19 protein-coding genes are annotated in these 20107 nt (G+C 67.5%); 14 read left to right on the forward strand and 5 right to left on the reverse strand.

Translation table 11 applies throughout. The features are described 5' to 3' along the window. The first annotated feature begins 65 nt into the window (after window positions 1–65). Window positions 66–1229 carry an acyl-CoA dehydrogenase family protein gene (locus KVS69_RS07945; RefSeq protein ID WP_217537681.1) on the forward strand — a complete coding sequence of 388 codons (1164 nt, stop codon included), beginning with the start codon at window positions 66–68 and terminating at the stop codon, window positions 1227–1229. Here KVS69_RS07945 and trmL read toward each other — a convergent pair. Further along, entirely contained in the window at window positions 1226–1705 is a 480-nt protein-coding gene (trmL, locus tag KVS69_RS07950) for a tRNA (uridine(34)/cytosine(34)/5-carboxymethylaminomethyluridine(34)-2'-O)-methyltransferase TrmL (protein WP_095362500.1), read from the reverse strand. The two genes, KVS69_RS07945 and trmL, sit on opposite strands and share 4 nt — an antisense overlap. Before the next feature lie 88 nt (window positions 1706–1793). Next, window positions 1794–2240: a hypothetical protein gene (locus KVS69_RS07955; protein WP_217537682.1), complete on the reverse strand. Its 447-nt coding sequence runs from the start codon at window positions 2238–2240 to the stop codon at window positions 1794–1796. 406 nt (window positions 2241–2646) lie between these two features. Here KVS69_RS07955 and KVS69_RS07960 point away from each other — a divergent pair, with 406 nt between their 5' ends. The 4 genes from KVS69_RS07960 to KVS69_RS07975 all read left to right on the forward strand — a co-directional run bounded on the left by KVS69_RS07960 (window position 2647) and on the right by KVS69_RS07975 (window position 8037). Next, window positions 2647–5490, forward strand: a complete 2844-nt coding sequence (locus KVS69_RS07960; protein WP_217537683.1) for a pitrilysin family protein — start codon at window positions 2647–2649, stop codon at window positions 5488–5490. Between the two features lie 128 nt (window positions 5491–5618). Continuing rightward, window positions 5619–5936 (forward strand): DUF4156 domain-containing protein, encoded by a 318-nt coding sequence (locus KVS69_RS07965; RefSeq protein ID WP_093535545.1) that lies wholly within the window; start codon window positions 5619–5621, stop codon window positions 5934–5936. 113 nt (window positions 5937–6049) lie between these two features. Next, on the forward strand, window positions 6050–7066 hold the full coding sequence (locus tag KVS69_RS07970) for a 3-oxoacyl-ACP synthase III (RefSeq protein WP_068848332.1): 1017 nt from the start codon (window positions 6050–6052) through the stop codon (window positions 7064–7066). Window positions 7067–7146: 80 nt separating this feature from the next. Continuing rightward, window positions 7147–8037, forward strand: a complete 891-nt coding sequence (locus tag KVS69_RS07975; protein WP_093535197.1) for an alpha/beta fold hydrolase — start codon at window positions 7147–7149, stop codon at window positions 8035–8037. A gap of 90 nt (window positions 8038–8127) precedes the next feature. Here KVS69_RS07975 and KVS69_RS07980 read toward each other — a convergent pair whose 3' ends face one another. Continuing rightward, window positions 8128–8511 (reverse strand): YkgJ family cysteine cluster protein, encoded by a 384-nt coding sequence (locus tag KVS69_RS07980; RefSeq protein WP_093535195.1) that lies wholly within the window; start codon window positions 8509–8511, stop codon window positions 8128–8130. A 105-nt stretch (window positions 8512–8616) separates the two neighbouring features. Between KVS69_RS07980 and oleC the strand changes: the two genes are divergently transcribed. From oleC to KVS69_RS07995, 3 genes are all read left to right on the forward strand, one after another. Beyond that, on the forward strand, window positions 8617–10272 hold the full coding sequence (oleC, locus tag KVS69_RS07985) for an olefin beta-lactone synthetase (RefSeq protein WP_217537684.1): 1656 nt from the start codon (window positions 8617–8619) through the stop codon (window positions 10270–10272). Further along, window positions 10269–11279, forward strand: a complete 1011-nt coding sequence (oleD, locus tag KVS69_RS07990; RefSeq protein ID WP_210133008.1) for a 2-alkyl-3-oxoalkanoate reductase — start codon at window positions 10269–10271, stop codon at window positions 11277–11279. Before oleC ends, oleD begins: the two co-directional genes overlap by 4 nt. 61 nt (window positions 11280–11340) lie before the next feature. Continuing rightward, window positions 11341–11496 carry a DUF1328 domain-containing protein gene (locus KVS69_RS07995; RefSeq protein WP_068854496.1) on the forward strand — a complete coding sequence of 52 codons (156 nt, stop codon included), beginning with the start codon at window positions 11341–11343 and terminating at the stop codon, window positions 11494–11496. Window positions 11497–11594: 98 nt separating this feature from the next. Here KVS69_RS07995 and ddlA read toward each other — a convergent pair whose 3' ends face one another. Next, window positions 11595–12698 (reverse strand): D-alanine--D-alanine ligase, encoded by a 1104-nt coding sequence (gene ddlA / locus KVS69_RS08000; RefSeq protein ID WP_217537685.1) that lies wholly within the window; start codon window positions 12696–12698, stop codon window positions 11595–11597. A 130-nt stretch (window positions 12699–12828) separates the two neighbouring features. On the opposite strand from ddlA, the gene KVS69_RS08005 reads away from it, so the two are divergent. The 3 genes from KVS69_RS08005 to KVS69_RS08015 are packed head-to-tail and all read left to right on the forward strand — an operon-like array spanning window position 12829 to window position 15859. Then, entirely contained in the window at window positions 12829–13470 is a 642-nt protein-coding gene (locus KVS69_RS08005) for an SCP2 sterol-binding domain-containing protein (protein WP_068848343.1), read from the forward strand. Next, window positions 13467–15125, forward strand: coding sequence for a ubiquinone biosynthesis regulatory protein kinase UbiB (gene ubiB / locus KVS69_RS08010; protein ID WP_068848346.1), 1659 nt, complete (start codon window positions 13467–13469; stop codon window positions 15123–15125). The genes KVS69_RS08005 and ubiB overlap by 4 nt, the downstream gene beginning before the upstream one ends. Before the next feature lie 11 nt (window positions 15126–15136). Then, on the forward strand, window positions 15137–15859 hold the full coding sequence (locus KVS69_RS08015) for a pseudouridine synthase (RefSeq protein WP_217537716.1): 723 nt from the start codon (window positions 15137–15139) through the stop codon (window positions 15857–15859). A gap of 143 nt (window positions 15860–16002) precedes the next feature. On the opposite strand, the gene KVS69_RS08020 is transcribed toward KVS69_RS08015, so the two are convergent. Beyond that, window positions 16003–16557 (reverse strand): DUF2059 domain-containing protein, encoded by a 555-nt coding sequence (locus KVS69_RS08020; protein ID WP_217537686.1) that lies wholly within the window; start codon window positions 16555–16557, stop codon window positions 16003–16005. 190 nt (window positions 16558–16747) lie between these two features. Between KVS69_RS08020 and arfB the strand changes: the two genes are divergently transcribed. The 3 genes from arfB (at window position 16748) to dcp (ending at window position 20049) form a co-directional block, all read left to right on the forward strand. Next, a complete protein-coding gene (arfB, locus tag KVS69_RS08025; RefSeq protein WP_093535185.1) occupies window positions 16748–17179 on the forward strand; it encodes an alternative ribosome rescue aminoacyl-tRNA hydrolase ArfB in 432 nt (143 codons plus the stop codon). 46 nt (window positions 17180–17225) lie between these two features. Beyond that, the gene (locus tag KVS69_RS08030) at window positions 17226–17786 is read left to right on the forward strand and encodes a lysophospholipid acyltransferase family protein (RefSeq protein WP_254622084.1); all 561 of its coding nucleotides are present in this window, start codon (window positions 17226–17228) and stop codon (window positions 17784–17786) included. A 106-nt stretch (window positions 17787–17892) separates the two neighbouring features. After that, the gene (dcp, locus tag KVS69_RS08035; RefSeq protein ID WP_093535183.1) at window positions 17893–20049 is read left to right on the forward strand and encodes a peptidyl-dipeptidase Dcp; all 2157 of its coding nucleotides are present in this window, start codon (window positions 17893–17895) and stop codon (window positions 20047–20049) included. Window positions 20050–20107: the final 58 nt, after the last annotated feature.

The following is a 20107-nucleotide window of genomic DNA, read 5'->3' on the forward strand; positions in this document are numbered from 1 at the left end:
CTTGGCCGGTCCCGGGCCAGGCATCACAATGGGGGTCCTGTCACTGCCCTGCGACGCCGCCGCCCATGGCCCTCAATCCGTACGATCTGTTCGATGTCCGCTCGCTGCTCACCGAAGAGGAGCGCGCAGTGCAGGCCACGGTGGCGCGTTTCACCGACGAACGCGTGCTGCCGATCATCGGCGACGCGTTTGACGAGGGCCGCTTCCCGGATGAACTCATTCCCGAAATCGCCTCGCTTGGCCTGCTCGGCTCCAGCCTGCCGGAACAATACGGCGGGGGCGGCCTCAACGCGGTCAGCTACGGCCTGATCTGCCAGGAACTGGAACGCGGTGACTCGGGCCTGCGCAGTTTCGTTTCAGTGCAGAGCTCGCTGTGCATGTACCCGATCTTCGCCTACGGCAGCGAAGACCAGCGCCTGCGCTGGCTGCCGGACATGGCGGCCGGCCGGGTGATCGGCTGCTTCGGCCTGACCGAAGCCCACGGCGGTTCCGACCCGGCCGCGATGAAGACCCGCGCGGTGCGCGACGGCGGCGACTGGGTGATCAACGGCAGCAAGATGTGGATCACCAGCGGCCCGGTGGCCGATATCGCCATCGTCTGGGCGCATACCGAAGACGGCATCCAGGGGTTCGTGCTGGAAAAGGGCATGGCCGGGTTCACCACCCAGGAAATCAAGCACAAGATGAGCCTGCGCGCCTCGCTCACCGGCGCGCTGTTCTTCGACAACGTGCGCGTGCCCGAACGCAACCGGCTGCCCAACGTGCAGGGCCTGAAAGGCCCGCTGGGCTGCCTCAACCAGGCCCGCTACGGCATCAGCTGGGGCCCGATCGGCGCGGCCGTGGCCTGCCTGGACGAGGCGTTGAACTACACCAAGGAACGCGTGTTGTTCGGACGCCCGGTGGCGGCCACCCAGAGCGCCCAGATCAAACTCGCCGACATGGCCCGGCGCATCACCACCGCGCAGCTGCTGTCACTGCAGCTGGGGCGGTTGAAGGATGCCGGCCAGCTGCAGCCGCAGCAGGTCAGCCTGGCCAAGTGGAACAACTGCCGCATGGCGATCGACATCGCCCGGGAGTGCCGCGGCCTGCTCGGCGGCGCCGGCATCACCACCGAACACGTGGCGATCCGGCATGCGTTGAACCTGGAATCGGTGATCACCTATGAGGGCACCGAAACCGTGCACCAGCTTGTGATCGGGCGCGAACTGACCGGCATCAACGCGTTCTAAGCGCCGCCGGCGAATCCGCTCTGGCGCCACGCTTCGTACATCACCACGGCGACCGTGTTGGACAGGTTGAGGCTGCGGTTGTCCGGCTGCATCGGCAGGCGCAGGCGGCGGCCGTGCGGCAACGCATCCAGCACGTCCTGCGGCAGGCCACGGGTTTCCGGGCCGAACAGGAACGCATCGCCATCTTCGAACTGCTGGGTGTCATAACGCACGCTGCCGCGGGTACTCAGGGCGAACAGGCGCTTGGGCGCGATCACCTGCAGGGCGGTATCCAGGTCCGGATGCACCTGCAGTCGAGCGTATTCGTGGTAATCCAGGCCGGCGCGCTTGAGCTGCTTGTCGCTCAGGTCGAAACCGAGCGGCTCGATCAGGTGCAGTCGCGCGCCGGTGTTGGCGCAGAGCCGGATCACATTGCCGGTATTCGGGGGAATTTCCGGCTGGAACAACACAACATGGAACGTAGGGTTGGCGGTCATTCGTGCATTTTACGCCGCGACCTCGATGTACGGACAAATCAAACGGCATGCACCCCTACGGTAGGTACCGACCGTTGGTCGGTACGCTTCAGCGAACTGCGAAGGCCTGCAGGTCGTTCGGCGACGGGCGCACCTGCAGGGTCGGCAGGTTGATGATCACATCGCGGGCGATCGTGCCGGCGGCCGAGGCCAGGGCACCCATGTAATCGGTGCTGCGGGTGTCCTGCTCGGCAGCCAGGGCTTCGCGCTGTTCGGCGGTCGGGCGGACCTCAACGGCGGCCAGGGTGGTGACGCGCTGGCTGTTGGCCAGTTCGGCACGGTATTCGGCGATCTGGCCGGCGGTCGGACGGACTTCCACCAGCGCCAGGGTCGGGATGCTGCTGGTGCGTTCGACTTCGGCCTGGGCCAGCTGGTCGGCGGCGGGGCGGACCTGCACGGTCGGCAGGGTGGTGATGGCGGAAGCGGCATGCACGTTCGAAACAAACGCGGAGCCGGCAGCGAGGGCGATGGCAATTGCGATGGTCTTGGTGTTCATGACGGGGCCTGTTTAGTGTTGGTGAGCAGTGGTGTAGTAGTAAGGTAGTACACCGAATCTGGGAGTGCAAGAGAAATTTTCAGATTCCGTGTTGTGTTCAGCGATCAGTCAGCTTTGGTTTGATCGCGTCCTTTCCGCACTTGGGTGTAAGCAGGCCCCGTGCCAACTTTTAGTCGTTGATTTGAAAGCGTTTTGTCGGGCGCACAGAGTGTCCGCTGTCCGGACACCTGTCCGATCCAGGGCTGCGCGACTGTCCGGACAGGGGTTCAGGTGGCGGCAGAAGGCGCCGTGGCGGTCAGCGGCGCGCCCGGAAAGTTCCCTGACAAAGGGAGTGACTGTTGGCCGATGCCTTCACCCGTAGTCCCGGGCTAGCATCTCCCTTCACTTTCATGACCAAGGAAACGGAATGACCTCCCAACTTCGACCGCGTGCCGCGCTGCTGGCTGTAGCGCTTTCCGCCGCCCTGGGCAGCTTCGCCCCGGCCCCGGTGATGGCAAGGCCGGCACAGGTCGCCAAGGTCGACATTCCGTTTGAAGAGTTCACCCTGCCCAACGGCCTGCGCGTGGTGGTGCACACCGACCGCAAGGCGCCGATCGTGGCGGTGAACATCTGGTACCACGTGGGCAGCAAGGACGAACCGGCCGGCCGCACCGGCTTTGCGCACCTGTTCGAACACCTGATGTTCCAGGGCAGCGAAAACCACGCCGGCGAATACTTCGAACCGTTCAAGCAGGTCGGCGTGACCGGCCAGAACGGCACCACCAACACCGACCGCACCAACTACTTCGAGAACGTCCCCACCACCGCGCTGGACATGGCGCTGTGGATGGAATCGGACCGCATGGGCCACCTGCTCGGCGCGATCGACCAGGCTGCGCTCGACGAACAGCGCGGCGTGGTGCAGAACGAAAAGCGCCAGGGCGAGAACCAGCCTTACGGGCAGGTGTGGGACAAGCTCACCCGCTCCATGTACCCCGAAGGCCACCCGTACCACCACGGCGTGATCGGGTCGATGAACGACCTCAACGCGGCCTCGCTGGACGACGTCAAGAACTGGTTCCGCACCTGGTACGGCCCCAACAACGCGGTGCTGGTGCTGGCCGGTGATATCGACGTGGCCACCGCCAAGGAAAAGGTCGCCCGTTACTTCTGCGACATCCCGGCCGGCCCGAGCATGGCCCAGCCGGCGGTCAACGTGGCCAAGCGCGAGAAATCCACGCGCGAAACCATGACCGACAAGGTCCCGCAGGCGCGCATCTACCGCGTCTGGAACGTCGCCCAGACCGGCACCACCGACATCGACCAGCTGCAGCTGTTCGCGCAGGTACTGGGCGGGGCCAAGTCCTCGCGCCTGGACCAGCGCCTGCTGCACCAGGACAAGCTGGTGGACAACATCAGCGCCGGTGCCTACACCTCGCAGCTGGGGTCCAACTTCGTGATCATGGCCACCGTCAAGCAGGGCGTGGACCCGGCCAAGGTCGAAGCGATCATCGATGAGGAAGTGCGCCGCCTGGTCAAGGACGGCCCCACCGCCGATGAGCTGAGCCGCGGCAAGACCGCGTTCCGCGCTGGCTTCATCCGTGGCATCGAACGCATCGGCGGGTTCGGCGGCAAGGCCGACGCGCTGGCCGAGTGCGCCGTGTTCGAAGGCGACCCGGGCTGCTTCCGCCGTTCGCTGGCCAACATCGACGCCGCCAGCGCCGCCGACGTGCGCGCGGCCGGTGCCAAGTGGCTGGGCGTGGGCGACCACACCCTGGTGGTGGAACCGGGCGCACGCGTGGCTCTGCCGGAACTGCCGTCGGCCACCCCCAAGCCGTTCACCGTGCCGGGCGTGGACCCCAGGTTCAGCACCAGCCCGACCGTGGTGGACCGCAGCACCGGCGTGCCGCAGACCAGGACCTTCCCGGAACTGAAGTTCCCGCAGCTGCACCGCGCCACGTTGAAGAACGGCACCCAGGTGATCCTGGCCGAGCGCCATGACATTCCGGTGGTGCAGTTCAGCTATGAATTCCCCGGTGGTTTCACCGCCGACCAGGGCCGCAAGTCCGGCACCGCCAACTTCACCATGGACCTGATGGGCGAGGGCGCCGGCAAGCTGGGCGCACTGCCGTTCGCCGATGCGGCCGACGCACTGGGCGCCAGCCTGGGTGCATCGGCCACCCTGGACAGCGCCGCCGTGTACCTGTCGGCGCTGAAGGAAAACCTGGCCCCGTCGCTGGCCCTGTACGCGGACATGCTGCGCCAGCCGCGCTTCGACCAGGCCGAGATCGACCGGGTCAAGGCCACCTGGATCGCCGGCATCCAGCAGGAGAAGGTCAACCCGAACGCCTCGGCCATGCGGGTCCTGCCCACCCTGCTGTATGGGGCTGGCCATCCGTACGCCATTCCGTTCACCGGCAGCGGCAACGAAGCCGACATCCAGTCGCTGACCCGCGCCGACCTGGTCGACTTCCACCGCGATTGGCTGCGCCCGGAGCAGGGCACCCTGATCGTGGTCGGTGACACCACCCTGAAGGAAATCGTGCCGCTGCTGGAGCGCCAGCTTGGCGACTGGAAGAGCAGTACCCCGGCGCCGCAGGCCAAGGCCCCGGTGGATGTCGCGCGCCCGGCCAAGGCCCGCGTGTACCTGATCGACCAGCCCGGCGCGGTGCAGGCCAACCTGTTCGCCGGCCAGGTGGTGCCCTCCACCATGGACGCCGGTGCCACGCGCTTCGATATCGCCAACGGCGTGCTCGGCGGCGACTTCACCTCGCGCCTGAACATGAACCTGCGCGAAGAGAAGCACTGGTCCTACGGCGCCCGCACCATGGCCAGCAGCACTCTGGGCCAGCGCCCGTGGATGGCCGTGGCCCCGGTCCAGATCGACAAGACCGCCGAGGCAATGAAGGAGATGCAGAAGGAAATCGCCGACTTCGCCTCCGGTGCCGAAACCATCACGCCGGCCGAGGTCACCCGCATCCGCAACATCCAGAACCTGAGCCTGCCGGGCGCCTACGAGACCGCCAGCGCGGTGCTGGGCACCATCAGCAGCATCGTCCGCTACCAGCGCCCGGACGACTACGTGTTCAAGCGCAAGGCCGAGATCGAAGCGATGACCCCGGCCCAGGTCCAGCAGGCCGCCGCCACGCTGGATCCAAAAACCCTGACCTGGGTGGTGGTGGGCGACCTGAAGCAGACCGAAGCCCCGGTGCGCGCGCTGAACCTGGGCGAGGTGACCATCATCGACGCCGATGGCAAGCCGGTGAAATAAGGGCGCCGGGCCCGGCCCGGCCACACCCCCGTAGCGCCGGGCCCTGCCCGGCTGCGCGGGGGCTGTGCACCCGCGATTCAGCCTGTTCAGGCAGAATCGCCCCAATGACCTTCACGAGCGTCCCCACCATGCGCCTTCTGCTGCTTTCCGTTCTGACCCTCAGCGCCACTGCCTGCACCTGGGTGCCGATCGAACCGGTGGGCAAGACCGTCCGCGTGCTGCCGTCCGGCCCGGTTCCCACCGGCTGCGTCACCAAGGGCGAGGTGGTGGTCACCGTGAAGGACAAGGTCGGCTTCTACAACCGCAACCCGCTGCGGGTGCAGGAAGAGCTGGAAACCCTGGCCCGCAACGAGGCGCCCAGCGCCGGCGCAAATGCGGTCCAGGCGTCAGGCCTGCCGGCAGATGGCAGCCAGCGTTTTGCTGCCTTCCAGTGCCCGCCACGCTGAACCCGTCAGGTCCGGGCCGGAACCATACGCCCGGACGTGAATTCGTAAAGGTGCGGTGAAGGCAAAGGGGGCTTACAATAGCGCCCCCTTTGCCTGAGCCTTGGCGCTAACTGATGCTCTTCAAGAATGTATCGATCGCCGGCCTGGCGCACATCGACGCGCCGCACACGCTGACGTCCAAGGAAATCAACGAACGTCTGCAGCCGACGCTGGATCGCCTGGGCATCCGTACGGACGTGCTGGGCGATATCGCCGGCATCCACGCCCGCCGCCTGTGGGACGCGGACATGCTCGCCTCCGACGCCGCGACCCTGGCTGCCCGCAAGGCGCTGGACGACGCCGGCATCGGCGCTGACAAGATCGGCCTGCTGGTCAACACCTCGGTCAGCCGCGACTACCTGGAGCCGTCCACGGCCAGCATCGTCTCGGGCAACCTGGGCGTCAGCGACCAGTGCATGACCTTCGACGTCGCCAATGCCTGCCTGGCCTTCATCAACGGCATGGACATCGCCGCGCGCATGCTTGAACGCGGCGAGATCGACTATGCGCTGATCGTCGATGGCGAAACCGCCAACCTCGTCTACGAGAAGACCCTCGAGCGCATGGCCCTGCCGGGCGTGACCGCCGACGACTTCCGCAACGAGATGGCCGCCCTGACCTTGGGCTGTGGCGCTGCCGCCATGGTCATGGCACGCACCGAACTGGTGCCCGACGCGCCGCGCTACCGCGGTGGCGTGACCCGTTCGGCCACTGAGTGGAACCAGCTGTGCCGCGGCAACCTGGACCGCATGGTCACCGACACCCGCATGCTGCTGATCGAAGGCATCAAGCTGGCCCAGAAGACCTTCGTGGCCGCCCGCGAAGCACTGGGCTGGGCGGTGGAGGAACTGGACCAGTTCGTCATCCACCAGGTCAGCCAGCCGCACACCGCCGCCTTCATCAAGAACTTCGGCATCGACCCGAAGAAGGTGATGACCATCTTCGGTGAGCACGGCAACATCGGTCCGGCCTCGGTGCCGATCGTCCTGAGCAAGCTCAAGGAGCTGGGCCGCCTCAAGAAGGGCGACCGCATCGCGCTGCTCGGCATCGGTTCGGGCCTGAACTGCTCGATGGCCGAAGTGGTCTGGTAAACCGCCACTTCAGCGCCGCCGCGCGGTTCTTCCCATACTCGAGGGCCGGTTCTACCGGCCCTTTCCACAGGTGCGCTTCCATGCCCAAGCTTCCCGGTTATCCCGCCCATCCACAGCGCTTCGAAGTCCGCCCCGGCCTGACGATGGGCTACCTCGACGAAGGCCCGCGCGATGGCGAGGTGGTGGTGATGGTCCACGGCAACCCGTCGTGGAGCTACTACTGGCGCACGCTGGTGGCCGGGCTGTCGGACCGCTACCGCTGCATCGTGCCCGACCACATCGGCATGGGCCTGTCGGACAAGCCCGATGACGCGCACTACGAGTACACCCTGCAGTCGCGCGTGGACGACCTGGACGCGCTGCTGGCGCACCTTGGCATTACCGGCCCGGTGACCCTGGCCGTGCACGACTGGGGCGGCATGATCGGCTTTGGCTGGGCGCTGTCGCACCATGCGCAGGTCAAGCGCCTGGTGGTGCTCAACACCGCCGCCTTCCCGATGCCGGCGGCCAAGCAGATGCCGTGGCAGATCGCGCTGGGCCGGCACTGGAAGATCGGCGAGTGGATCATCCGCACCTTCAATGCGTTCTCGTCCGGTGCCTCGTGGCTGGGCGTGGAGCGGAAGATGCCGGCCGACGTGCGCCGTGCCTATGTGTCGCCGTACAACAGCTATGCCAACCGGATCAGTACCATCCGCTTCATGCAGGACATTCCGCTGAGCCCGGCCGACAAGGCCTGGTCGCTGCTGGAACGCGCCGGCAAGGCGCTGCCGTCGTTTGCCGACCGCCCGGCCTTCATCGGCTGGGGCCTGCGCGATTTCGTGTTCGACCACCACTTCCTGGCAGGCTTCCAGGCGGCGCTGCCGCAGGCGCAGGTGCACGCGTTCGAGGACGCCGGGCATTACGTGCTGGAAGACAAGCACGAGGTGCTGGTGCCGGAGATCCGCGCGTTCCTGGACCGGAACCCGATTTGACGGGCGTGACGACCAACGGTCGTCACCTACCGAGGGTTGGCGTGGCGGGTGCAGGCGGTAGGTGACGACCGTTGGTCGTCACACGCACATTCAGGCGGCGCGATTGCCGTCGTTGCCCTCGCCATCCCGCCAGGCCCAGCTCTCCAGGCTCAGCGCCGGCAGCCCATGGATCGCCCGCGCCTTGTCGCACTGCGGGCTGGCCTTGCCGAACTCCCACGACGCATCCACCTCGCGGCACACGCTGGGGCGGTTGGGGTGGATGCTGCAGCGTGAATACACCCCGATCTCCGCATCCAGCGCCACGCAGCGCACGGGCTTGGAATGGGTGCCGCGCATGCACAGGCGGTGCGGGTCGAGCGGCTCGGTCAGCTGGTGCGGCACGCCGCCGGGGGTGACCTCGTCCGATTCCATCCAGTGGAAGGCCACGCGGTACTGGGTGCAGCAGGCGCCGCACGTCATGCAGGGATGGGACATGGGCGTGCCGCCTCGGGCGGCAGGGGGATGGAAAGGCGAAGGGGGCGAATTTTCCACGCCTGCGGCCGCCGCGCAAGAATTTTCTGCAGCGGCGACAATGAACGGATGAACAGCCCGATCAACATCGCCGCGCGCCTGCCCGAACTGGCCCGCGAACGCCCCGACCAGATCGCCATCCGCTGCCCCGGCCGGCCCGGCCCCGGGGGCATGGCGCGCTATGACGTGACCCTCGATTACCGCACCCTGGACGCCCGCAGCGACGCCATGGCCGCCGGCTTGGCGGCCTACGGCATCGGCCGCGGCGTGCGCGCGGTGGTGATGGTGCGGCCCTCCCCGGAGTTCTTCCTGCTGATGTTTGCGCTGTTCAAGAACGGCGCGGTGCCGGTACTGGTTGACCCGGGCATCGACAAGCGCGCGCTGAAGCAGTGCCTGGGCGAGGCGCAGCCGGAAGCCTTCATCGGCATCGGCCTGGCCCACGTGGCGCGGCTGGTGCTGCGCTGGTGCCCGTCCGCCACGCGCCTGGTCACGGTCGGCCGCCGCTGGGGCTGGGGTGGCACCACCCTGGACCAGCTGGAAGCGCAGGGCGCACGCCAGCCGCAGCCGATGGCCGCCACCGATGGCGAGGATGTCGCCGCCATCCTGTTCACCAGCGGCTCCACCGGCGTGCCCAAGGGCGTGGTCTACCGCCACCGCCATTTCGTCGGCCAGGTGGACCTGCTGCGCTCGGCATTCGGCATGGAGGCCGGCGGGGTCGACCTGCCCACCTTCCCGCCGTTCGCGTTGTTCGACCCGGCGCTGGGGCTGACCTCGGTCATTCCGGACATGGACCCCACGCGCCCGGCCAAGGCCGACCCGCGCAGGCTGCACGACGCCATCGCCCGCTTCGGCGTGACCCAGCTGTTCGGCTCGCCCGCACTGATCCGGGTGCTGGCCGACCACGGCCAGCCGCTGCCCGGCGTGCGCCGGGTGACCTCGGCCGGCGCGCCGGTGCCGCCGGACGTGGTGGCCCGCATCCGCCGCCTGTTGCCCGACGACGCCCAGTTCTGGACCCCGTATGGCGCCACCGAGTGCCTGCCGGTGGCAGTGATCGAAGGCCGCGAGCTGGAAAGCACCCGCCAGGCCACCGAAGCCGGCGCCGGCACCTGCGTGGGCCGCGTGGTGGCGCCCAACGAGGTGCGCATCATCGCCATCGACGACGCCCCGCTGCCGCACTGGTCGCAGGCGCGCGAAGTGGCCCAGGGCGTGGTGGGTGAAATCACCGTGGCCGGCCCGACCGCCACCGACAGCTACTTCAACCGCCCGCAGGCCACCGCCGCGGCCAAGATCACCGAAACGCGCGCCGACGGCAGCACCCGCGTGGTGCACCGCATGGGCGATGTCGGCTACTTCGACGCCGACGGCCGCTTGTGGTTCTGCGGGCGCAAGACCCAGCGCCTGGAGACCGCATACGGCCCGCTGTATACCGAACAGGTGGAGCCGGTGTTCAACGCACTCAACGGCATCGCGCGCACCGCGCTGGTCGGCGTGGGCCCCGCTGGCCGGCAGCTGCCGGTGCTCTGCTATGAACTGCAGCCGGGCAGCGCCGATTCGCCGGCCCTGCAGCAGCGGTTGCGCGATGAAGCGGCCGCGCATGCCGGCACGCTGCGCATCGAACGCTTCCTGCTGCACCCCGGCTTCCCGGTCGATATCCGCCACAACGCCAAGATCGGCCGCGAGAAGCTCGCGGTCTGGGCGGCAACCCGAATGGAACAACCCGCATGAAGATCCTTGTCACCGGTGGTGGTGGTTTCCTCGGCCAGGCGCTGTGCCGTGGCCTGGTCGCGCGAGGCCACGAGGTCCTGAGTTTCAACCGCGGCGATTACCCGCCGCTGGCCGCGATGGGCGTGGGCCAGATCCGCGGCGACCTGGCCGACGCCGACGCCGTGCGCCACGCGGTGGCCGGGGTGGATGCGGTGTTCCACAACGGCGCCAAGGCCGGTGCTTGGGGCAGCTATGAGAGCTACCACCGGGCCAACGTGGTCGGCACCGACAACGTCATCGCCGCCTGCCGCAGCCACGGCGTGCGCACGCTGGTGTACACCTCCACGCCCAGCGTCACCCACCGCGCCACCCACCCGGTGGAAGGCCTGGGTGCCGATGAAGTGCCGTATGGCGAGAACTTCCAGGCCCCGTACGCGGCCACCAAGACCATCGCAGAGCAGCACGTGCTGGCCGCCAACGACGCCACCCTGGCCACCGTCGCACTGCGCCCGCGCCTGATCTGGGGCCCGGGCGACCAGCAGCTGGTGCCGCGCCTGGCCGAACGCGCGCGCGCCGGCCGCCTGCGCTTCGTTGGCGACGGCAGCAACCTGGTCGACACCACCTACATCGACAATGCCGCGCTGGCCCACTTCCTGGCCTTCGAACACCTGGCCCCGGGCGCGGCGTGCGCCGGCAAGGCGTACTTCATCTCCAACGGCGAACCGCTGCCGATGCGCGAGCTGCTCAACAAGCTGATGGCCGCGGTGGGCGCGCCGCCGGTGGAGAAATCGATCAGCTTCAAGACCGCTTACCGCATCGGCGCGGTGGCCGAACGGCTGTGGCCGCTGCTGCGCCTGCGCGGCGAACCGCCGATGACCCGCTTCCTCGCCGAGCAGCTGTGCACGCCGCACTGGTACAGCATGGAACCTGCGCGGCGCGACTTCGGCTACGTGCCGCAGGTGAGCATTGACGAAGGGCTCACGAGGCTGAAGGCTTCATCGCGCGGCGAGGAATCCATCACTTCCTGAACACCGGGGGTTGGTGAAGATGGCAGCACGCCAATCCGGCACGCACGACGCGAGGATCGACATGCTGCACTACGCCGTAATCTTTTTTGTCATCGCCATCATTGCGGCGGTGCTCGGCTTCTCCGGCATCGCCGGCGCTGCCAGCAACATTGCCTGGATCCTGTTTGTGGTGTTCCTGATCCTGGCCATCATTTCGATGTTCCGTAAGCGAGGGTAGTAGCGCAGGATCCTGCACGCCCCCTCTCTCCGGGCAACCAGGATCCAGCGCAGTCTCCGACGGCCTGGCGCTCGCAAGAGCGCCGGGCCGTCGTTGCTTCAGGTGCCGGTGATCGAACTGCGGAGCGCGCGCTCGCTGGCGTGCCGTTCCAGCGCCAGCTCCAGCAGCCGGGTGATCAGCGCGGTGTAATCCAGTCCGCTGGCCGCCCATAGCTTGGGATACATGCTGATCCGGGTGAAGCCGGGCAGGGTGTTGATCTCGTTGATGACCACCTCGCCACCGCGGGTGAGGAACACATCCACCCGTGCCAGCCCCGCGCAGTCCAACGCCTGGTAGGCGCGCACCGCGATCTCGCGGATGCGCTGCTGGTCGGCTGCGCTGATGTCGGCCGGCACCACCACATCGGCGCCGTTTTCGCTGATGTATTTGGTGTCGTACGAATAAAACTCGTCGTGCACCACCACCTCGCCGCACACGCTCGCCTCGGGCGACGCGTTGCCCAGCACCGCGCATTCGATCTCGCGGCCGTCGATGGCCGCTTCCACAAGTGCCTTGTGGTCGTAATCCAGTGCCAATGCCAGCGCGTCCTGGAATTCCTGCGCCGTGCGCACCTTGCTCACGCCCACCGACGAGCCCTGGTTGGCGGGTTTGACGAACAGGGGGCTGCCCAGCCGGGCGGTCAGCGCGGCGTAGTCGGCTGCGCCTGCGGTGGCCCGGGTGAAGCAGGCGAACGGTGCCACGGCCAGCCCGGCATCGCGCAGCAGGCGCTTGGCCACATCCTTGTCCATCGCCACCGCCGAGCCCAGCACGCCCGAGCCCACGAAGGGCAGGTTGGCCATGCGCAGCAGCCCCTGCAGCGAGCCGTCCTCGCCCAGCGTGCCGTGCACGATCGGGAATACCACGTCGATCTGGGCCAGCGCGGCCGCCGGGGTGGCCGGCACCAGCTGCTGGCGTTCGGCGCCGGGCAACACCGCCACGCCCTGGCCGGAACGGTTCAACGCGATCCGCGCCGGGTCGTCGGCGTGCAGCAGGAACCCGTCCGGATCGCTCACATGCCACTGTCCCTGCTTGTCGATGCCGATCAGGGTGACCTCGAAACGCTCCTTGTCCAGCGCGTCCAGGATGTTTTTCGCCGACTGCAGCGAGACCTCGTGTTCGGCCGAACGGCCGCCGAAAATGATGCCAACCCGGATCCTGCCCATGCTGCTGCCGCTCCTGCCATGCGTGTGAGGGATATTGTAGAGCCACGCCCTGCGTGGCTGGAGCGGCCGACGATGGTTCAGCCACGCAGGGCGTGGCTCTACCCATCAAGGCGGCGGGTACAATGACGCAATGGCACGCTCCCTGCTCTCCTCCCTCAAGCCCCTGGCCGGCAATGCGCTGCAGCTCGCGCTCAACCGCACCCTGGCGCTGGATCCCGATACCCGCCGCGCGCTGGTCGCGCTGGATGGCCGCCACATCGCCCTGACCCTGGAATCGCCCGCGCTGGCGATGCGGATCGGTGTCGAGGGCGAGCGCCTCACGGTGGGCCCGGTGGACCCGCAGCAGGAACCGGACCTGGCCGTGCGCAGCACGTTGGGCGGGGTACTGGCACAGCTGCCGTTCCTGGCCAACGCACGCCGTGGCGGCGACGCCCCGGCCGGGCGGGTCAAAGTGTCCGGCGATGCCGAACTGGCGCGCCGTTTGCAGCAGCTGGCCAGCCGCTTCGACCCGGACTGGCAGCAGCCGTTCGTGCGGGTGTTCGGTGAAGTACTGGGCGTGCAGATCGCCAATGCCCTGCGTTCGGCCCTGCAGCATGCGCGCCGTGGCGCGTCCGACCTGGCGCACAGCGCCGCCGATTTTGTCACCGAGGAGTCGCGCGACGTGGTAGCCCGAGCCGAACTGGATGCCTTCCATGACGATGTGGATGTGATGCGCGACGACGTCGAACGCATCGCCGCCCGCGTGCAGCGCCTTGCCCAGGTGCGCGCATGAAGGCGGTGTTCCGGGCAAGCCGCATTGGTCGGGTGATCCTGCGCTACCGCCTCGACGACCTGCTCGAAGGCACCCCGCTGGAAGGCTGGCTGCGCCTGGCCAAGCCGTTCGTGCCGCGCGCCTCGGCCGACATCGCGGTGCAGTCGCGGGGCGCGCGCCTGCGCCTGGCGCTGCAGGACCTCGGCCCGATCTTCGTCAAGTTCGGGCAGATCCTGTCCACCCGCCGCGACCTGATCCCGGCCGACATCGCCAACGAACTTACGCTGCTGCAGGACCGGGTCAAACCGTTCGATGGCGCTACCGCGCAGCGCATCGTGGAAGCCGCGCTTGGCCGCCCGGTCAGTGAGGCCTTCGCCAGTTTCGAGCTGGAACCGCTGGCATCGGCCTCGATCGCCCAGGTGCACGCCGCCACGCTGGCCGATGGCCGCCAGGTGGTGGTCAAGGTGCTGCGCCCGGATATCGAAAAGCAGATCGACGCCGATATCGCACTGCTCAAATCGGCCGCCGCGCTGGTCGAACGCACCCACCCGCGCGCCGACAAGATCCGCCCGCGCGAAGTGGTGGCCGAAGTCGAAAACACCCTGGCCGCCGAGCTGGACCTGCAGCGCGAAGGCGCCAATGCCAGCGTCCTGCGCCGCAACTGGGTGGACTCGGACGACCTGTACGTGCCCGAGGTGGTCTGGAGCCACACCGCCGAACGCGCGCTCACCCTGGAACGGGTGTGGGGCATCCCGTCGGATGACATCGCCGCGCTGGACAAGGCCGGGATCGACCGCAAGGCGCTCGCGGCAAAGGGCGTGCGCGTGTTCTACACGCAGGTGTTCCGCGACAACTTCTTCCACGCCGACGCGCACGCCGGCAACATCTGGGTCGATGTCGATCCGGCGCGCCGCGACAACCCGCGCTTCATCGCGCTGGATTTCGGCATCATGGGCCAGCTGTCCGAGGAAGATCAGTACTACCTGGCCGAAAACTTCATGGCCATCTTCAACAAGGACTACCGGCGCATGGCCGAGCTCCATGTCGAAGCCGGCTGGATGCCCAACAACGTGCGCATCGATGAACTCGAAGCCGCCGCGCGTTCGGTATGCGAACCGTACTTCACCCGCCCGCTGTCGCAGATCTCGCTGGCCGAAGTGCTGATCAAGCTGTTCCGCGTGGCCCAGCGTTACGAACTTACCCTGCAGCCGCAGCTGATCCTGCTGCAGAAGACGCTGCTCAACATCGAAGGCGTGGGCCGCCAGCTGGATCCGGAACTGGACATCTGGGCAGTGGCGCGGCCGGTGCTGGAACGCATCCTGCGCGAACGCTACAGCCCGCGCCGCGTGTTCAAGGAACTGCGCAAGCGCCTGCCGGAAATCATGACCCACACCCCCGACATGCCGCGCCTGGTGCACGCCTGGCTGCGCCAGCAGGTGGAAGGCGGGCATGAGCTGTCCATGCGCTCGCAGGACCTGGTGGCACTCAACAGCAACCTGCAGAAGCTGCAGAAGCGCGCCGTGGCCGCCATTGCCGGCGTCGGCCTGCTGATCGTGGCGGCGGTGCTGTACGGCATGCAGCCGGGCGGCTGGTACTTCGGCGATGCGCCGGTGTGGAGCTGGGTGAGCGGGGCAGCGGGGTTGTTCTCGCTGGCCAGCGCCTGGTGGCGCCGGTGACCGCTATCGAGATGTGCGCCGACGCCACGGTCGAGGCGCCGGTGGCGCTGCCGCCGCTGCAGCTGCTGCACGTGGACGAGCGCCTGGCCGTGGTCAACAAGCCGGCCGGGCTGATGGTCCATGACAGCAAGCTGGCCCGGGGCGAAGATGATTTCCTCGCCGACCGCCTGCGCGAGCAGCTGGGCAAGCCGATCTTCCTGGTCCACCGCCTCGACCGCGCCACCAGCGGCTGCCTGCTGCTGGCCTTCGACCGCGAAAGCGCCAGCGTGCTGGGCAAATCGCTGATGGGCGGCGATGTCACCAAGGATTACCTGGCCATCTGCCGTGGCTGGCCGGCCGAAGAAGCGTTCACGGTCGACCACGACCTGGATGGCGGCCCCGGCAAGCCGGTGAAGAAGCCCGCCATCACCCATTTCCAGCGCGTGGCCGTGGGCGAGATCAGCGTGCCGGTGGGCGAGTTCGCCACCTCGCGCTACGCGCTGCTGCGCTGCCAGCCGCAGACCGGGCGCTTCCGCCAGATCCGCCGGCACCTCAAGCACCTCTCACATCACCTGATCGGCGACACCAGCCACGGCGATGGCCGCCACAACCGCAGCTTCCGCATGCAGGGCATCCACCGCATGCTGCTGCACGCCGAACGCCTGCGTTTCCCGCATCCGGACGGCACGCTGATGGATGTCAGCGCGCCGGTGGATGGCGAGTTCCGCAAGGCGATGGATCTGTTTGGCTGGTAACGCGTTGCGCGGGTCTCGGGCCGCGAGGACACGCATGGCGTGTCACTACGTGGCAAGCCCGTCACCGTCTGCAATCACCCCGCACCGACCAACCGCGTAGCGACACGCCACGCGTGTCCCACGCACATCCACACCGTTCGACCTTACTTGGCCGGAGCCGGGGCTGCCGCCGGCGCGTTTCCTTCGTTCACGATCGCCTCCAGGTCCTTCTGCAGGTCCACGAACAGCGGCTGCATCTTGTCCTGGATGGCCACCATCACGTTCTGCATCAGCGCCGGGGTCTTGTCCAGCAGGCTCTGCCCGGCCGAGCTCTCGTAGAACTCGGCCATGGCCAGCACGTCTTCCTTGCTGAAGGTCTTCTTGTAGAGGTCCACGTACATCGGCCGCAGCTGCTGCCACGACAGCGCCTGGCGGATGGTCTGGTTGGTGCGCTGCTCGATGCGCTGCAGCTGCGCCTTCTTGGCCTCATCCAGCTGGCGCTGTTCGGCCACCTGCTGGAACTGCTGGCGCTGCATCGCCTCGATCTGCGGCAGCATGGTGTCCAGCATGCTCTGCGCGCGCGACGCCGCCAGCAGGCGGTTGATGTCCGCGTCCGACGGCGGCGCGGCCAGCGCCGGGGCAATGGCGGCCAGGCCCAGCGCGAGGGTCAGGGCCAGGCGGGTCAGGCCACGGCGGGCCGGCGAACGGGTCGACATCATGTAAGTGCATCCTGCGTTGCGTGGAAGCCCGAGCATACCTGCGATCCGGTCAAGCAGCCGTGCGCGCGTTGCATTGCCGCGTCCGGTGCCGACGGTTCCGGCCCGTACCCGGCTTTTATGCCCCTTATCGGCGGTATTGGTGAACATTGCGGTCACCTCAGGCGGCGATCCTGCCCTTACAATGCCGCCCATGGGAAACGGGCCTGTCACCATCAACGCGCACCTGGCGATTCCGGACACGGAGATCGTCGAACGTTTCGTGCGCGCCAGCGGGGCCGGCGGGCAGAACGTGAACAAGGTTTCCAGCGCCGTTGAACTGCGGTTCGACGTGGCCGGTTCGCCCTCGCTGCCCGAGCCGCTGCGCACCCGCCTGCTGGCCCGGCGCGACCGGCGCATGACCGGCGAGGGCGTGCTGGTCATCGATGCCCAGCGTTTCCGCACCCAGGACCGCAACCGCGACGATGCACGCGAGCGCCTGGCCGCCTTCATCCAGGCCAGCCTCAGCGTGCCCAAGCCGCGCGTGGCCACCAAGCCCTCGCATGGCTCCAAGCTGCGCCGGCTGGATGAAAAGAAGGGCCGCGCGCAGATCAAGCGCGGCCGCACCACACGCAATTGGGAGTGATTGCTTGAACAACCGAAGTCCGCTGCTGCCGGCCGTGCCGCCCAACATGCCGCAGGTCAAACCGAACCGCTTCCTGCGCTGGCTGGCACGCTGCACCCTGCGCCTGGGCGGCTGGAAAGTCACTGGCACCTTCCCGGACGTGCCCAAGCTGGTCTTCATCGTCGCCCCGCACTCTTCCAACTGGGACGGCTTCTGGGGCATGGCGGCCAAGATCGCGCTGGGCATGCAGGTCAAGGTGCTGGGCAAGGCCTCGCTGTTCTGGTGGCCGCTGTCGCCGCTGCTGCGCACCCTCGGGGTGATCCCGCTGGACCGCAGCTCGCCGCAGGGCACCGTGGAACAGGCGGTGAGCCTGCTGCGCAACTCCGACCGCCTCTGGTACGCGATCACCCCCGAGGGCACCCGCAAAGCGGTGACCCACTGGAAGGCCGGGTTCCTGAAGATCGCCCGCATGGCCGACGTGCCGGTGCTGGCCTGCTATTTCCACTATCCGGAAAAGACCATCGGCATCGGCCCGCTGTTCTACTCCACCGGCGACGACGTGGCCGACATGGCCGCCATCCGTGAGTATTACCGCCCCTGGCAGGGCAAGAACCGCGGCACCGTTTGAAGCAAGCCCAGGCGCCACGTCCGGCACATGCCGGGCGCGGGCAATGGGAGTAGGGTGACCGGCTGCGGTTGTGTGCCGCTTCACCTCATTCCAGGAGCCCGTTTTCATGTCGCGTACCGTTATCTTGGCCGCCGCCATCAGCCTGGCGCTGGCGGCCTGTTCCGGCAAGGAGTCCACCCCCGTGTCCGACGCCCAGACCCCCGCCGCGCAGCAGCCGGCCGACGCCTCCACCAACCCCCTGTTGAGCGCCAGCACGCTGCCGTTCCAGGCTCCGCCGTTCGACCGCATCAAGGACAGTGACTACCTGCCGGCCTTCAACGAAGGCATGAAGCAGCACCTGGCCGAAGTGCGCAAGATCGCCGACAACGCCGAACCGGCCACCTTCGACAACACCATCGAAGCACTTGAGCGCAGCGGCGAAACGCTGGACCGCGTGTCGCGCGTGTTCTTCGGCCTGGTGCAGGCCGATACCAACGAAGCGCGCCAGAAGATCCAGGAAGAAGTCGCCCCGAAGCTGGCCGAACACCAGGATGAAATCAGCCTGGACCCGAAGCTGTTCGCGCGCATCAAGACCATCTACGACCAGCGCGCCTCGCTGGGCCTGGACCCGGTGCAGACCCGCCTGGTCGAACGCGATTACCAGGAGTTCGTCCGCGCCGGTGCGCAGCTGAACGACGCCGACAAGGCCGCCCTGCGCAAGCTCAACGTGGAAGAAACCACGCTGGCCACCCAGTTCCATACCCGTCTGGTCGCCGCGACCGCCGCCGCTGCCGTGGTGGTGGACGACAAGGCCAACCTGGCCGGCCTGGGCGAGGATGAGATCAACACCGCCGCTGCCGACGCCAAGGCCCGCAACCTGGAAGGCAAGTTCCTGCTGCCGCTGCAGAACACCACCCAGCAGCCGGTGCTGGCCTCGCTGAGCAACCGCGAGCAGCGTGCGGCCGTGCTGAAGGCGTCGGAAACCCGCGCCGAGCGCGGCGATGGCAACGACACCCGCGAAACGGTGCAGCGCCTGGCCCAGCTGCGTGCGCAGAAGGCCAAGCTGCTCGGCTTCGAGAACTACGCCGCCTACAGCCTGGCCGACCAGATGGCCAAGACCCCGGCCGCCGCGCTCAAGCTGCTCACCGACACCGTGCCGGCCGCCACCAACAAGGCACGCGGTGAAATCACCGAGATGCAGAAGGTGATCGACGCGCAGAAGGGTGGCTTCCAGCTGGCCGCATCGGACTGGGACTTCTACGCCGAACAGGTGCGCAAGGCGCAGTACGACCTGGACGAATCGCAGATCAAGCCGTACTTCGAACTGGACAACGTGCTGCAGAACGGCGTCTTCTACGCCGCCACCCAGCTGTACGGCATCACCTTCAAGCCGCGTACCGACATTCCGACCTACCACCCGGACATGAAGGTGTATGAAGTGTTCGACAAGGACGGCACCTCGCTGGCGCTGTTCTACACCGACTACTTCAAGCGCGACAGCAAGTCCGGTGGCGCGTGGATGGACGTGTTCGTCGAGCAGAACGGCCTGACCGGCGCCAAGCCGGTGGTCTACAACGTCTGCAACTTCACCAAGCCCGCCGCCGGCCAGCCGGCCCTGCTGAGCTTCGACGACGTCACTACCATGTTCCATGAGTTCGGCCATGCGCTGCACGGCATGTTCTCGAACGTGAAGTACCCGTCCATCGCCGGCACCAGCACCTCGCGCGATTTCGTCGAGTTCCCCTCGCAGTTCAACGAGCACTGGGCGCTGGACCCGAAGGTGTTCGCCAACTACGCCAAGAACTACAAGACCGGCGAGCCGATGCCGCAGGCGCTGGTCGACAAGATCCTCAAGGCGCGTACCTTCAACCAGGGTTACGCCACCACCGAGTACCTGTCGGCCGCACTGCTCGACCTGGCCTGGCACACCCAGCCGGCCGACGCCAAGCTGCAGGACGTCGCCCCGTTTGAAGCGGCCGCGCTGAAGAAGTACAAGGTCGACCTGGCCCAGGTGCCGCCGCGTTACCGCACCACCTATTTCGACCACATCTGGGGCGGCGGCTACTCGGCCGGTTACTACGCCTACTTCTGGGCTGAAGTGCTGGACCACGACTCGTTCGAGTGGTTCAAGGAACACGGTGGCCTGACCGCTGAAAACGGCCAGGTGTTCCGCGACAAGATCCTCTCGCGCGGCAACAGCGTGGAACTGGCGGACCTGTACCGCGAATTCCGCGGCAAGGACCCGTCGGTCGAACCGCTGCTGGTCAACCGCGGCCTGAAATAATGCGGCCGATGTAACAACGAACGGCGGGGGAAACCCCGCCGTTCGCATATCCGGTGCC

It is taken from the genome of Stenotrophomonas sp. GbtcB23, from assembly GCF_019091045.1.
GTDB classification, from domain to species: domain Bacteria; phylum Pseudomonadota; class Gammaproteobacteria; order Xanthomonadales; family Xanthomonadaceae; genus Stenotrophomonas; species Stenotrophomonas rhizophila_A.